Below are 14,400 nucleotides of genomic sequence, written 5' to 3'. Positions count from 1 at the left end.
CAGAAGCCTAAATTTCCTTGCGCCTGAGGAGATAGTCGAGGCCGCCGACACGATACCAGCGATAGCCGTAGGCATCGAGCCGAATGGTGTGACGGCCTTTCTCGTCGGCGCTGCTGCTTGCGCCATCGGCAATATCGATCAGCTGTCGCCCGTCTTCGCCGATATCGGGATCGAAGGTCACTTCCGCCGGCTGCGCATGCAGATTGTGCAGGATCAAGACGGAATTGCCGCGCCAGTCGTAACGAAGCGCCAGCACGCCGTCGTCGCCGGTGTCGACCACGCAGAAATCGCCCCAGCCGATCTCGGGAGCTTCCTTGCGCATTCGGATCATCCGCTCGGTCCAGTTCAACAGCGAGTTCGGATCGCGCCGCTGTTCGGCGACATTGATATGCTCGAAGCCGTAGGGACCGTCCTTGATCACAGGGGTGATCGGTTTCGGGCTTTTGGTGAAGCCGCCTTCCGGCTCGGTCGACCACTGCATCGGCGTGCGGGCGCAATCGCGCTCCGGCAGGTTCAGATCGTCGCCCATGCCGATCTCGTCGCCGTAGCGGATAACGGGCGTTCCCGGCAGCGAAAACAGCAGGCTGTAGGCCATTTCGATCCTGCGGCGGTCGCCGCCAAGCATCGGCGCCAGCCGGCGGCGAATGCCGCGGTCATAGAGCTGCATGTTCTTGTCAGGCCCGAATTCGGCAAAGACAGCGCCGCGCTGTTTGTCCGTCAGCCGCCCGAGATCCAGCTCGTCGTGGTTGCGCAGAAAGAGGCCCCATTGGGCGGTTGCCGGCCGTGGTTTCGTTGCCTCCATCGCCTTCTTCAGCGGCCGGGTATCGGCGCTGGCGAAGGCATAAAACAGTGCTTGGTTGACCTGGAAATTGAACATCATCTGCATACGGTCGCCATGGTCGCCGAAATATTCGAAATTGTCCTTCGGCAGGATATTGGCCTCCGCCAACACGATGGAGTCGCCGAGGCGCCATTGCAGGAATTCGCGAAACTTCCGCAGCATATCGAACTGCTCAACCGGCTTGGTGACCTCGGCGCCTTTGGTCGCGATTATGAAGGGGGCGGCATCCATCCGGAACCCCGAGACGCCGAGCTGGATCCAGAAGCCCATGATCTTGAGGATCTCGGCCTGCACCTCGGGATTGGACGTGTTGAGATCGGGCTGGTGATCATAGAAGCGGTGGAAATAGTAGGCCTCGGCTTTTTCGTCATGGGTCCAGGTAGTCTTCTGCACGCCGGGGAAGACCATGCCATGATCGGCATTCGCAGGCTTTTTTTCCGACCACACGTACCATTCACGATAGCGCGAATGCGGATCACTCCTGGCGTCCTGAAACCAGGGATGATCCTTCGACGTGTGATTGATCACGAGATCGATCAGCACCCGGATGCCGCGCTGCTTGGCGCCGTGGGTGAATTCGACGAAATCGCCGAGCGTGCCATAACGCCGGTCGACATTGTAATAATCCGAGACGTCGTAGCCGTCGTCGCGGCCGGGAGACTCCTGAAACGGCATCAGCCAGATCGCCGTCACGCCGAGGCCGGAGAGATAGTCGAGGCGGCGCATCAGGCCCTGAAAATCACCGACGCCATCGCCGTTCGCATCCATGAAGGTCTCGACGGACAGGCAGTAGATGACGGCGTTCTTATACCAGAGGTCGTTGATCATGCCGGCTCTCCAATCCATCTGGTCGCAAATCCCGCCGGGCGGAAAAGGTTCCGATCAGGCGGTGCGTGCTGGCCGGCTGGCGGGCAAGTTCGGCCGACAATTTCGTCATCGATGCCGGAACATTTTAGCTAATTCTGATGTAAGATGAGGTTCGGCCGGAAAACCGTGGTCGGCGGAGGATGCCATGCTGTGCGCCCGGACAATCTCTTTCGCGTCTGCCGCCGTGATCGCAGTCACGTTTGGCCACCAGTTTTCCTATGCCGTAGAAAAGGGAGCGCGACTGAGGCCGCAGACCGTCCGCTCCGACCATATCCTCATGGTGCCCCTCGACGCGACGGTGACGCCGCCAATCTTCTCGATCAGTTGGTGGTCACGCATGCCACCCGCTACAGACGTCAATCCACCACCCTATGTCTTTCAAGCGGTCGAACGAACGGATGCAATATCTCGGCCTAGTGTCGAGTGATCGTCTGCCTCGCCAGCGCCTTCAGCGAAATGAAAAAGGCCGGCTAAGCGCCGGCCATTGTCACTGTTCTCATCTGCCGCAGCTTACGCCGCGCGGCGGATCAGTATGTGCTTCTTCTTACCGAGCGAGAGCTTGATGACGCCGTCGGCGGTAATCTCGTCGCTGCCGATCAGGCGGCGTTCATCGCTGACCGCCTCGTCGTTGATGCGGACTGCGCCGCCCTGGACGTGGCGGCGGGCCTCACCGTTGGAGCCGGCAAGGCCGGCGCGGACCATCAGCGACAGCAGGCCGATGCCGCCGTCGAGTTCGGTGCCTGGGATATCGACCGACGGCAGGTTTTCCGAGAGGCCGCCCTCCTCAAAGGTCTTGCGCGCCGTTTCGGCGGCCTGCTCGGCAGCTGCGCGGCCGTGCAGGATTGCGGTGACTTCCGTTGCGAGGATCTTCTTGACCTCGTTCAGTTCCGAACCGCCGAGCGCCGAAAGCCGTGCGATTTCATCCATCGGCAAGGTGGTGAAGAGCTTGAGGAAGCGCGGCACATCGGCATCCTCGGTGTTGCGCCAATATTGCCAGAAGTCATAGACGGGCAGCAGGTCGGCATTCAGCCAGACCGCGCCGGATGCCGATTTGCCCATCTTGGCGCCGGACGAGGTCGTCAGCAGCGGCGAGGTCAGTGCATAGAGTTGCGGCGTCCCCATGCGGTGACCGAGATCGATGCCGTTGACGATATTGCCCCACTGATCCGAACCGCCCATCTGCAGACGGCAATCGTAGCGCTTGGCCAGTTCGACGAAATCATAGGCCTGGAGGATCATGTAGTTGAATTCCAGGAAGGACAGGGACTGTTCGCGGTCAAGGCGCGTCTTCACGCTGTCGAAGGACAGCATGCGGTTGACCGAGAAATGGCGGCCGACATCGCGCAGGAATTCGAGGTAATTCAACGAGCGCAGCCATTCGGCGTTGTTGATCATCAACGCGGCGTTGCCGGATTTGTCGTAATCGAGATAGTTCGAGAAGCATCTCTTGATCGAGGCGATATTCTGCTCGATTGTCTCGATCGTCATCAGCTTGCGCGCCTCCTCCTTGAAGGAGGGATCGCCGACCATGCCGGTGCCGCCGCCCATCAGCGAAATCGGGCGGTGGCCCGTCGCCTGCAGCCAATGCAGCATCATGATCTGGGTGAGATGGCCGACGTGAAGGCTCGATGCCGTCGGGTCGTAGCCGATATAGGCCGTCACGGTTTCCTTGGCGAACAGGTCGTCGAGGCCGCGCTCATCAGAGATCTGATGAATGAAGCCGCGCTCTTTCAGCGTGCGGAGGAACTCGGACTTGAACTCGGACATGGGCTTTCGTCTCTTGGTCTCTGCGCCTAACCCCGTATGGGCCTCGCGCAAATTCGTTGTTGTTGATCTGTCGCGGCGCGTTTAGCACTGTTTTCACAAAAGTGCATCCGGGAATCGCACGGGAAGGAAGCCTCATGGATGTCATCAGGACCGCGATCGGTCTGATGAGCGGCACCTCGATGGATGGAATCGACGTCGCGCTGATCAGGACGGACGGCCGCGGTTTCATTGAGCGCGGGCCGTTCCTGGGTGTGCCCTATGAGACCGAATTTCGCGAGCGGCTCAAGCGGGCGCTGGACCTGGCGCGTCCGCTCCACCACAGGAGCAAGCGGCCCGCGGAACTTCGGGACATCGAGCTTGAATTGACCGGACGGCATGCAATTGCCGTTACGGCATTTCTTGAGCGTTTCGGGCTTTCAGCCTATGTCATCGATGTTCTCGGTTTTCATGGCCAGACCGTGCTTCACCGGCCGGACGAAGGACTGACGATTCAGATCGGCGACGGCGGCGACCTCGCCCGGCGCACCGGCATATCGGTGGTCTATGACATGCGCGCCAACGATATGGTGCATGGCGGGCAGGGCGCGCCGCTGGTGCCGGCCTATCACGCCGCGCTTGCGGGAAAATTCCAGCAGGCGGGGCAGGCGGTCTGCTTCGTCAACATTGGCGGCATCTCCAATCTGACCTTCATCGGTACCGACGGCCGGATCGTCGCCTTCGACAGCGGGCCGGGCAATACGCTGATCGACCAATGGGTGGAGATGCAGACCGGCAAAACCTATGATCCCGGCGGCGAAATCGGCGGACGCGGCAAGGTCGTTGCTGCTGTCGCGGAGCGCTATCTGGAGAGCCCGTTTTTCCGCGGCAATGTCCGCCGTTCGCTCGACCGCGGCGATTTCGCGCCGCTTCGGTCCGAGGAGGCGAGCCTCGAAGACGGTGCCCGCACACTGGCGCACGTCGCCGCCGCCTCGATCATCAAATCCGCTGGTTTTCTCCCGGAAACTCCATCGACCTATGTCGTCTGCGGCGGCGGCCGGCTGAATGGCACTTTGATGGCGGAGTTCTCGGCGATGGCCGAAAGCCTGGGATCGCGCGTGTTGAGCGCCGAACAGGCAGGCTTCGACGGCGATGCAATGGAGGCAGAGGCCTGGGCCTATCTCGCTGTCCGCTCGCTGGACGGGCTCCCGTTGACGTTTCCCGGCACGACCGGAGTCAGCGCTCCCGTCAGCGGCGGCGTGCTCGCAACGCCGTGAGCGACAGGATGATCCTGAAGACGCCGCGGCTCAGATTCGTCATGTGGGACGAAGGCGATGCAGCCCTTGTGCAGCAGCTGCATTCGACGATGGCAACGACCCGCTATCTTCCCGGCAGCGCGCCCTGGAGCCCGGAGAAGGCCGCTGAACGGCTGCGGGGCTGGTTCGAGGAACAGGCGCGCGACGGAACGACCAAATACAAGATTGTCACCCAGGATGGACGTTTCGTCGGCCGCGCCGGCATTTCGCGGTTCGGGAGCGAGCAGTTCGAACTCGGTTATTCCCTGATCGAGGAGGTGTGGGGCAAGGGCCTGGCAACAGAAGCGGCGAGCGCTCTGGCCGACTGGTTCTTCGAACGGGGACTTGCGTCCGGTTTCATTGCGTTCACGCATCCCGAAAACATCGCCTCGCAGCGCGTTCTCAGGAAGATCGGCATGCGCAAACGTGCGCCGATCCTAATCGATGGAGTGCTCGATATGGCTTTCGAGATGACCGCTGACATGCGGCCGGCAAAGCCTAACTCTTGACGGCAAGCGGCCGGACGCGTCCGCCCTGATTGTCGTCCTCGACGCCCCTGACCTGGGCGATGAACGAGAACTTCTTGCGAAGGCCGAGGATCGGCTTCTCGATGAAGTGCCAGGACAGCACCGCGACAGCGAGAGCCGAAGGCAGGCCGACGGCATAGAGCGCCAGCGCGCCATATTTCGGATAGAGAAAGACCGAGGGGAACGCGCTTATCCAGATCTGCAGGAAGGGATCGTGATAGAGATAGACACCGTAGGAATAGTCGCCTTTCCGGAAGAAGGCGGGGATCGGGACTTCCGACAGACCGATGAAGACCGTCATGTAAACAAGCGAGGTGATGACGAGGGGCCGGTTGATCACCGATTCAATCGCCCGGCTGTCGAGAGTGAGAATGGCGGCGACGCAAACGAGGCAGGCGGCGGCGAAGATCCAGCGCGAATGCGGAATGACCGCTTTGAACTGGAAAGCGACGATGCCCATCAGGAAGGCGGTTATCAGCTGCGAACCGCGACTCATGAACAGGAAGCGGGCGACGGGCTTGATTGTATCAGGCAGGAGATAGGGCATCTTCTGCACGATGAGACCGATGACGATATAGGCGGCCGTCACCGCGAGCAGCTTGTAGCGCGTCTTGACGATGGCGGTGATCATCAGAAACGACATGATGATGTAGCAGAAGATTTCCCAGGGAACCGTCCACAGAGCGCCGTTGACCTTCTGGGTCGGATTGTCCTGGAACACGCCCGGCAGCTCGTAATGGATCCAGCCGACGATGTTCAGGAAGTATTTGACGAAGCGCGGGTCGGTGAAATATTCCGAGTGATAGACGATCGTGACGATCGGGCCGATGATCAGCGAACACACGACGATATCGACGGCAAGAGCCGGTACGATGCGCAATCCGCGGTTGATCAGGAAATTCCGCAGGCTCAGCCGCTGGGCACTGCCGGCGATCAGGAATCCGCTCAAGGCAAAGAACATCGGAACAAGAGCGTATTCGGTAAACCAGAATATCGAGCCCCTGATGAAAGCATCGTTTCTAGTCAGCAAAAACGAATGGGTCAGGACGATAGAAAAGGCGAGACCAATTCGAAGAAAATCAAATCCCGGACCGATTCCTTTATACTTATCCAGAACTTCCCCGAACGACTTGGTCATTTGCGGACCTCGCTTCTGTTTCGATCGCGGGGACCCTACCGCACTGCAAAATATATTGCAACACGGTAAGGTGATCTGTTCCGGCACAATCGGCCCGGATGGGGCGAGCGCCTCTTACAGGGGACGAGGGTTCGCGCTACGCTTTAGCGGATCCGCTTGGCTGCCGGCTCCGGCACCAGTTCGCCATTGAGGCGGCGGTCGAGGTAGTCCTCGCATTCGCTCATCAGCGTCTCCACCTGACCGTTGAAGAAGTGGTTGGCGTTGGCCACGGTGCGATGGGTGATGAGAATGCCCTTCTGCGTCTTCAGCTTCTCAACGAGGCCGTTGACGTCCTTTTCCGGCGCCACCTTGTCTGCCTCGCCGTTGATGATCAGGCCGGAGGAGGGGCAGGGCGCCAGGAAGGAGAAGTCGTAGGTATTGGGCTGCGGGGCGATCGACATGAAGCCTTCGATTTCCGGCCGGCGCATCAGGAGCTGCATGCCGATCCAGGAACCGAAGGAATAGCCGGCGACCCAACAGGTCTTCGAATCGGGATGCAGGCTCTGCACCCAGTCGAGCGCCGAGGCGGCATCCGACAATTCGCCGGCGCCGTGGTCGAATTCGCCCTGGCTGCGGCCGATGCCCCGGAAATTGAAGCGCAACGTCGTGAACCCGCGCTTCTGGAACATGTAGAAGAGCTGGTAGACGATCTGATTGTTCATCGTGCCGCCGAACTGCGGATGTGGATGCAAAATCAGGGCGATGGGCGCGCTTTTTTCCTTGGAGGGCTGGTAGCGGCCTTCAAGACGGCCGGCTGGGCCGTTGAAAATAACTTCGGGCATTGGTACTCCGGGTTTTATTTCGCGTTCGCGCTGCGTCGGACGACAACATGACTTGACTAATGTTGTCAGCTTTTCTAAAACGCAGTTTAGAACAATTCGAAACTTGCATGGCGATCCACGCTTCGTGGAACGTGTCATAAGGCAAGCCCGGCGGAAATTTCAAGAAAAATGAACCGCGGGTGCTGAAGCAAGCTCGTCAAGCGCAGGACTGAAGATCATGGCGCCGCCACGCCTTTATCTCGACTGGAATGCCACAGCGCCGCTGCACCCGGCAGCGCGCGAGGCGATCATGCGCGCCATCGACGTGTTTGGCAATCCGAACAGCGTGCATGGAGAAGGCCGCGCCGCGCGCGCCGCCATCGAGGGTGCGCGACGCCAGGTGGCGGCCCTTGCCGGCACCGAACCCGGCAATGTCGTCTTCACCAGTGGCGCTACCGAAGCCGCCAATCTGGTGCTGACGCCGGATTTCCGCATGGGGCGTACGCCGCTGCGGCTCGGCCATCTGTATTTTTCGGCGATCGAGCATCCGGCCATGCGCGAGGGCGGGCGTTTCGCCAAAGAGAAGATGACGGAGATTCCGGTAACCGAAGCCGGCACCGTCGATCTCGACGCGCTCGCTACCCTGCTCGATACTCATGACAAGGCTGCCGGACTGCCGATGGTCGCCATCATGCTCGTCAACAACGAGACGGGTATTGTCCAGCCGGTGAAGGCGGCGGCAAAGATCGTTCACGCGCATGGCGGGCTCTTTGTGGTCGATGCCGTACAGGCCGCCGGCCGCATCGCGCTCGATATCGACAGGCTCGGCGCCGATTTCATCATCGTCTCCTCGCACAAGATCGGCGGGCCGAAGGGTGCCGGCGCGCTGATTGCGCGCGGCGAGGCGCTGATGCCGCGGCCGCTGATCCAAGGCGGTGGGCAGGAGCGTGGTCACCGGTCGGGGACGCAGAATTCACTGGCGCTGATCGGCTTCGGCGCGGCGGCCGAGGTGGCAGCGAATGAACTGGAGACGCGCAACGCCGCCATCGGCGCGCTGCGCCAGCGGCTGGAAGCCGGCATGCGCCAGGCGGCGGCGGACGTGATCATCCACGGCGAGGGCGGCGAGCGTGTTGCCAATACCATCTTCTTCACCTTGCCGGGGCTGAAGGCCGAGACCGGGCAGATCGCCTTCGATCTCGAAGGCGTGGCGCTTTCGGCAGGCTCGGCCTGCTCGTCCGGCCGGCTTGGCGAAAGCCATGTGCTGACGGCGATGGGACGCGACGCCAAGCTCGGCGCGCTGCGGATCTCGCTCGGCTTTTCGACCACGGAAGAGGATATAGACAGGGCGATTGCCGCTTTTGCGAAGATCGCCTGCCGGCGCAGGTCGGCGGGCGAGGCGGCCTGACCTGATATAAACTTGCGGAAATGCAAATTTCCGCTTGCCAATCGGGCTGAAAAGTCCCTTTTGGCCTCTTACATCAGGGCAAGATATTGCCCGATCATCAGGGCAAGATATTGCCCGACCATCGGGGCAAGGAATTGTCCGACCATCAGGGCAAGGAAATTGCCCATAGACGCTACAAGCTGCCGGACCTTGTATCCGGCGAGATTGGAGAACGAAATGGCTGCCGTGCAGGAAACGATCGACCAGGTACGCCTGATCGATGTGGACCAGTACAAATACGGTTTCGAGACTGTCATCGAAATGGACAAGGCGCCCAAGGGCCTGTCCGAGGATATCATCCGCTTCATCTCGGCCAAGAAGCAGGAGCCGGAGTGGATGCTGGAATGGCGTCTGGAGGCCTATCGGCGCTGGCTGACGCTGGAAGAGCCGACCTGGGCGCGCGTCAACTATCCGAAGATCGATTTCAACGACATCCACTATTATGCAGCGCCGAAAAGCGCGCCGGGTCCGAAGTCGCTCGACGAGGTCGATCCGGAGCTGTTGAAGGTCTACGAGAAGCTCGGCATTCCGCTGCGTGAACAGGAGATCCTGGCCGGCGTCGAAAAGCCGAAGATCGCCGTCGACGCGGTGTTCGACAGTGTCTCGGTGGTCACCACCTTCAAGGCGGAGCTGAAGAAGGCCGGCGTGATCTTCATGTCGATCTCGGAAGCGATCCGCGAATATCCCGATCTCGTCCGCAAATATCTCGGTTCGGTCGTGCCGACCTCGGACAATTATTACGCGACGCTGAATTCGGCGGTCTTTACCGACGGCTCCTTCGTCTTCGTGCCGAAGGGCGTTCGCTGCCCGATGGAGCTGTCGACCTATTTCCGCATCAACGAGAAGGGCACCGGCCAGTTCGAGCGCACGCTGATCATAGCCGAGGAAGGCGCCTACGTCTCCTACCTCGAAGGTTGCACGGCCCCGCAGCGCGATGAAAACCAGCTGCATGCCGCCGTAGTCGAGCTCGTGGCTCTCGACGATGCCGAGATCAAATATTCCACCGTCCAGAACTGGTACCCCGGCGACAAGGAAGGCAAGGGCGGCATCTACAATTTCGTCACCAAGCGTGGCGATTGCCGCGGGGACCGGTCGAAGATCTCCTGGACGCAGGTCGAAACCGGCTCGGCCATCACCTGGAAATATCCGTCCTGCATCCTGCGCGGCGACGACTCCAGAGGCGAATTCTATTCCATCGCTGTCTCGAACGGCCATCAGCAGATCGACAGCGGCACCAAGATGATCCATCTCGGCAAGAATACCTCGAGCCGCATCGTCTCCAAGGGCATCGCCGCCGGTGTTTCCAACAACACCTATCGCGGCCAGGTCTCGGCTCACCGCAAGGCTTCGAACGCGCGCAACTTCACCCAGTGCGATTCGCTGTTGATCGGCGACAAGTGCGGCGCCCATACCGTGCCCTACATCGAGGCGAAGAACTCGACGGCACAATTCGAGCACGAAGCGACGACCTCGAAGATCTCCGAGGATCAGCTGTTCTACTGCCTGCAGCGCGGTATCCCGACCGAAGCGGCGATCGCCCTGATCGTCAACGGCTTCGTCAAGGAAGTGCTGCAGGAGTTGCCGATGGAATTTGCCGTCGAGGCGCAGAAGCTGATCAGTATTTCGCTTGAAGGCTCTGTAGGCTGATATGGACGAGACGGACAAGAAGCGCATTCTTGAACGTCTGGAGAATATGCGCGGGGAGATATTGGCGAAAATTCGCCCCCGCGAGCAAAGGTACGAGACGGAAACGCCGCCGGAGCAGCCTTACGTGTTTCTCCAGCAGCGCATGGAAAAACCGGGAAAGATTATTCAGATTCTCGAATGGTTTTGGTTCGTAACGCTCGCGGTTTTCCGTGTCATTCGTTTTTTGGCGCGATAGCGCCGAGCGCAACAGGTCGAAGTCCTTAGAATTACGCGAGGCTCTGGTGAGCTACGCAGAGAAAACGCAGGAACCAAAGATGCTTGAAATCAGAAACCTTCATGCCCGCATTGCCGAAGATGGCACCGAGATCATCCGTGGCCTGAACCTGACGGTGAAGGCCGGGGAAGTGGCCGCCATCATGGGCCCGAACGGCTCCGGCAAGTCTACGCTTTCCTATGTGCTGTCGGGTCGTGAAGACTATGAAGTGACCGAGGGCGATATTCTTTATAACGGCGAGAGCATTCTCGAACTCGATCCGGCCGAACGCGCCGCCAAGGGTGTTTTCCTCGCCTTCCAGTACCCGGTCGAAATCCCCGGTGTCGCCACCATGCAGTTCCTCAAGGTGGCGATGAACGAGCAGCGCAAGGCGCGCGGCGAGGACGAGCTGACAACGCCGGATTTCATGCGCCGCGTCAAGGATGCCGCGGCCAAGCTGCAGATCAACACCGAGATGCTGAAGCGTCCGCTCAACGTCGGCTTCTCCGGCGGCGAGAAGAAGCGCGCCGAGATCCTGCAGATGGCGTTGCTCGAGCCGAAACTCTGCGTGCTCGACGAAACCGATTCCGGCCTCGACATCGACGCGCTGAAGATCGTCGCCGACGGCGTCAACGCGCTGCGTTCGCCCGATCGCGCCGTCGTCGTCATCACCCACTATCAGCGCCTGCTCGACTATATCGTGCCTGATACCGTTCACGTGCTCTACAAGGGCCAGGTGATCAAGTCGGGCGACAAGACGCTGGCGCATGAGCTCGAAGCCAACGGCTATGCCGATATCATCGGCGCGGCGGCCTGAGTTCGGGTGGAAAGGACGACCTCCATGAACATGCAGACGACGAGTCGCCTGACCGCGGCCGAGACGGCGCTGATCGAGGCCTTCAACCAGCAGATCGGTGACCTGCCGGGCAATGGCGCGGTGACGGCGCTGCGCGACCGGCTTCTCGATGACCTGAAGAAGGCCGGCCTGCCGACGCGCCGCATCGAAGCCTGGCATTACACTGACTTCAAAAACCTGCTGCGCGGCTTGCCGTCGCAGGCAGGCGACGCCGGCTCCGACCCGCTTGAGCCGCTCGTCGCGGGTTCCAGTGTGCTGGCGGTGATCCAGGGCCATGCCAATCAGAAGGCGGCCGCAGAGGGTCTCGGCGTGTCAGCCTATAGCGAAAGTCTGCGCGACGGCTCGGCCGCAGGCGGGCTCGATGCGCTCGGCGGCGACGATGCGGTCGGCCGCATCAATGGCAGTTTCGTGCGCGACGGTTATGTGGTCGACGTGCCTGATAATACCGATCTTGAAGATCCGCTCGAGATCCAGTTCATCCATGCCGGCGGGCAAACGCATACGCGCCTTCCCGTTTCATTCGGCGCCGGCGTCCAGGCAACCGTTATCGAACGTCACCGTGCGGTGACGGGTGACGCCGCCTTCGTGTCTCATATCAGTGACATTACCGTCGGCAAAGGCACGGAGCTGACCTGGATCATCCTGCAGCAGCAGGGCGCTGACGATGCGCATCTCGGCCAGATCCGCATCGATCTCGGCGCCGATGCCAAGCTTCGCCTGTTCGTCATCAATGCCGGCGGCAAGCTGGTGCGCCAGGAACTGCACATCAAGGTGACGGGCGAGGGCGCCGATCTGACGCTGCGCGGCATCAACCTGCTCGGGGCAGACAGCCATACCGACGTGACGATGGTGCTCGGCCACGACGTGCCGCATACCGGCTCGACCGAGGTGATCCGCAACGTCGTCTTCGACCGTGCCAAGGGTGTCTTCCAGGGCATGATCCGGGTGGCGCCCGATGCGCAGAAGACCGACGCCAAGATGGCTTGCAATACGCTGCTGATGTCCGACGATGCCGAGTTCTCGGTCAAGCCCGAGCTCGAGATCTTCGCCGACGACGTCCAGTGCGGCCATGGCGCGACCGTGACCGATATCGACGCCAACCATCTCTATTACATGATGGCGCGCGGCATTCCGGAGAACAAGGCGCGGGCGATGCTCGTCAATGCCTTCGTCGCCGAGATTGTCGAGGAACTGGAAGATGAAGCCCTGGTCGAGGCGCTGGAAGGCGTAATCTCGGCCTGGCTCGAGAAGCACGCCTGATCGGATATAATAATGGACAAGATCGTGCCGGCCACGCCATACGATGTCGAAGCCATCCGCCGGGATTTTCCGATCCTGGCGGAGAAGGTGCATGGCAAGCCGCTGGTCTATCTCGACAACGGCGCCTCGGCCCAGAAGCCGCAGGTGGTGATCGACGCCATCTCGCATGCCTACGCCCGCGAATATGCCAATGTGCATCGCGGCCTGCATTATCTCTCCAATGTCGCGACGGATGCCTACGAGGCGGCGCGCGAGAAGGTGCGCCGCTTCCTCAACGCTCCTTCTGTCAACGACATCGTCTTCACCAAGAATTCGACCGAAGCGATCAATACGGTCGCCTACGGCTGGGGCATGCCTCAGATCGGGGAGGGTGACGAGATCGTCCTGACGATCATGGAGCACCACTCCAACATCGTGCCCTGGCACTTCATCCGCGAGCGGCAGGGCGCGAAACTGGTCTGGGTGCCTGTTGACGACGAGGGCGCCTTCCATATCGAGGATTTCGAGAAGAGCCTGACGGAGCGCACCAAGCTCGTCGCCATCACCCATATGTCGAATGCGCTCGGCACGATCGTTCCCGTCAAGGAGGTCTGCCGCATCGCCCATGAGCGCGGCATTCCGGTCTTGATCGACGGCAGCCAGGGCGCCGTGCATCTGCCGGTCGACGTGCAGGATATCGATTGCGACTGGTATGTCATGACCGGCCACAAGCTCTACGGCCCGTCGGGCATCGGCGTGCTCTACGGCAAGAAGGAACGGCTTGCCCAGATGCGCCCATTCCAGGGCGGCGGCGAGATGATCTTCGAGGTGGCCGAGGACGCGGTCACCTATAACGATCCGCCGCATCGCTTCGAAGCCGGCACGCCGCCGATCGTCCAGGCGATCGGGCTCGGTTATGCGCTCGACTATATGGAGAAGGTCGGCCGCGAGGCGATCGCCCGGCACGAGGCCGATCTTGCCGCTTACGCGGTCGAACGGCTGAAATCGGTCAATTCGCTGCGCGTTTTCGGCACGGCGCCCGACAAGGGCAGCATCTTTTCCTTCGAGCTTGCCGGCATCCACGCCCACGACGTCTCGATGGTGATCGACCGGCAGGGCGTTGCGGTGCGGGCCGGCACCCATTGCGCCATGCCGCTCTTGAAACGCTTCGGCGTCACCTCCACATGCCGTGCATCCTTCGGCATGTACAATACCCGCGCCGAGGTCGATGCCCTGGCCGATGCGCTTGAATATGCGCGCAAGTTCTTTGCTTGAGGAGTGTCCGTGATGAGCCTGGACAAAAGCGAACAGAAGATCGATGTGCGCGAAGGCATCGTGCATTCCAGCATCCCGGCCGATGAGTTGGCACGGTTGAGCGACGACGTCATCGGCGCGCTGAAGACGGTGTACGACCCGGAAATTCCCGCCGACATCTTCGAACTCGGTCTGATCTACAAGATCGACATCGAGGACGACAGGATGGTGAAGATCATGATGACGCTCACCGCGCCCGGCTGCCCGGTCGCCGGCGAGATGCCGGGCTGGGTGGAAAACGCCGTCGGCGCCGTCGAAGGCGTGTCCGGCGTCGAGGTCGAAATGACCTTCGATCCGCCATGGACGCCGGATCGTATGTCGGAAGAGGCGCAGGTCGCTGTCGGCTGGTATTAAGCCGGCCGGTATTGATCCGTTTACCCCGGACGACTACATTTTGAATCACGAAGCACCGGATCTTGACCCCGGTTGCGGAAGG

At 60.9% G+C, this 14,400-nt stretch carries 14 protein-coding genes; 10 read left to right on the top strand and 4 right to left on the bottom strand.

Annotated elements, in window-relative coordinates; genetic code table 11:
• Positions 1-7: 7 nt before the first annotated feature.
• Positions 8-1,669 carry an alpha-amylase family protein gene (locus tag AMC88_RS11615; RefSeq protein ID WP_064829955.1) on the bottom strand — a complete coding sequence of 554 codons (1,662 nt, stop codon included), beginning with the start codon at positions 1,667-1,669 and terminating at the stop codon, positions 8-10.
• 184 nt (positions 1,670-1,853) lie between these two features.
• Here AMC88_RS11615 and AMC88_RS34040 point away from each other — a divergent pair, with 184 nt between their 5' ends.
• The gene (locus AMC88_RS34040; protein ID WP_012483969.1) at positions 1,854-2,135 is read left to right on the top strand and encodes a hypothetical protein; all 282 of its coding nucleotides are present in this window, start codon (positions 1,854-1,856) and stop codon (positions 2,133-2,135) included.
• An 83-nt stretch (positions 2,136-2,218) separates the two neighbouring features.
• Here the strand turns inward: AMC88_RS34040 and tyrS are convergent, their stop codons facing one another.
• The gene (gene tyrS / locus AMC88_RS11605; RefSeq protein WP_004675609.1) at positions 2,219-3,475 is read right to left on the bottom strand and encodes a tyrosine--tRNA ligase; all 1,257 of its coding nucleotides are present in this window, start codon (positions 3,473-3,475) and stop codon (positions 2,219-2,221) included.
• Between the two features lie 134 nt (positions 3,476-3,609).
• Between tyrS and AMC88_RS11600 the strand changes: the two genes are divergently transcribed.
• The gene (locus AMC88_RS11600) at positions 3,610-4,728 is read left to right on the top strand and encodes an anhydro-N-acetylmuramic acid kinase (RefSeq protein WP_012483968.1); all 1,119 of its coding nucleotides are present in this window, start codon (positions 3,610-3,612) and stop codon (positions 4,726-4,728) included.
• Positions 4,729-4,736: 8 nt separating this feature from the next.
• Entirely contained in the window at positions 4,737-5,255 is a 519-nt protein-coding gene (locus AMC88_RS11595) for a GNAT family N-acetyltransferase (protein ID WP_012483967.1), read from the top strand.
• On the opposite strand, the gene AMC88_RS11590 is transcribed toward AMC88_RS11595, so the two are convergent.
• Together AMC88_RS11590 and AMC88_RS11585 are read right to left on the bottom strand one after the other, a co-directional pair.
• Positions 5,245-6,411 (bottom strand): acyltransferase family protein, encoded by a 1,167-nt coding sequence (locus AMC88_RS11590; protein ID WP_010023126.1) that lies wholly within the window; start codon positions 6,409-6,411, stop codon positions 5,245-5,247. The genes AMC88_RS11595 and AMC88_RS11590 overlap by 11 nt on opposite strands.
• Positions 6,412-6,554: 143 nt before the next feature.
• Complete coding sequence (locus AMC88_RS11585) at positions 6,555-7,232, bottom strand: alpha/beta hydrolase (RefSeq protein WP_004675601.1); 678 nt, start codon at positions 7,230-7,232, stop codon at positions 6,555-6,557.
• A 217-nt stretch (positions 7,233-7,449) separates the two neighbouring features.
• Between AMC88_RS11585 and AMC88_RS11580 the strand changes: the two genes are divergently transcribed.
• From AMC88_RS11580 to AMC88_RS11550, 7 genes are all read left to right on the top strand, one after another.
• A complete protein-coding gene (locus AMC88_RS11580; protein WP_064825315.1) occupies positions 7,450-8,616 on the top strand; it encodes a cysteine desulfurase family protein in 1,167 nt (388 codons plus the stop codon).
• Positions 8,617-8,832: 216 nt separating this feature from the next.
• Positions 8,833-10,302, top strand: a complete 1,470-nt coding sequence (gene sufB, locus AMC88_RS11575; RefSeq protein ID WP_004675596.1) for a Fe-S cluster assembly protein SufB — start codon at positions 8,833-8,835, stop codon at positions 10,300-10,302.
• A 1-nt stretch (position 10,303) separates the two neighbouring features.
• The gene (locus tag AMC88_RS11570; RefSeq protein WP_004675593.1) at positions 10,304-10,537 is read left to right on the top strand and encodes a hypothetical protein; all 234 of its coding nucleotides are present in this window, start codon (positions 10,304-10,306) and stop codon (positions 10,535-10,537) included.
• Between the two features lie 79 nt (positions 10,538-10,616).
• The gene (gene sufC, locus AMC88_RS11565) at positions 10,617-11,372 is read left to right on the top strand and encodes a Fe-S cluster assembly ATPase SufC (RefSeq protein WP_004675591.1); all 756 of its coding nucleotides are present in this window, start codon (positions 10,617-10,619) and stop codon (positions 11,370-11,372) included.
• A gap of 24 nt (positions 11,373-11,396) precedes the next feature.
• On the top strand, positions 11,397-12,671 hold the full coding sequence (sufD, locus tag AMC88_RS11560; RefSeq protein WP_004675590.1) for a Fe-S cluster assembly protein SufD: 1,275 nt from the start codon (positions 11,397-11,399) through the stop codon (positions 12,669-12,671).
• Positions 12,672-12,683: 12 nt separating this feature from the next.
• Complete coding sequence (locus tag AMC88_RS11555; protein ID WP_004675588.1) at positions 12,684-13,925, top strand: cysteine desulfurase; 1,242 nt, start codon at positions 12,684-12,686, stop codon at positions 13,923-13,925.
• 12 nt (positions 13,926-13,937) lie between these two features.
• Entirely contained in the window at positions 13,938-14,318 is a 381-nt protein-coding gene (locus AMC88_RS11550) for an SUF system Fe-S cluster assembly protein (protein WP_064825314.1), read from the top strand.
• The last annotated feature ends 82 nt before the right edge of the window (positions 14,319-14,400 follow it).

Origin of the sequence: Rhizobium phaseoli (assembly GCF_001664385.1) — a bacterium.
Lineage (GTDB): Bacteria > Pseudomonadota > Alphaproteobacteria > Rhizobiales > Rhizobiaceae > Rhizobium > Rhizobium phaseoli.
The sequence above is the reverse complement of the archived record's forward strand: the minus strand, read 5'-3'. Positions and strand labels throughout refer to the sequence as shown.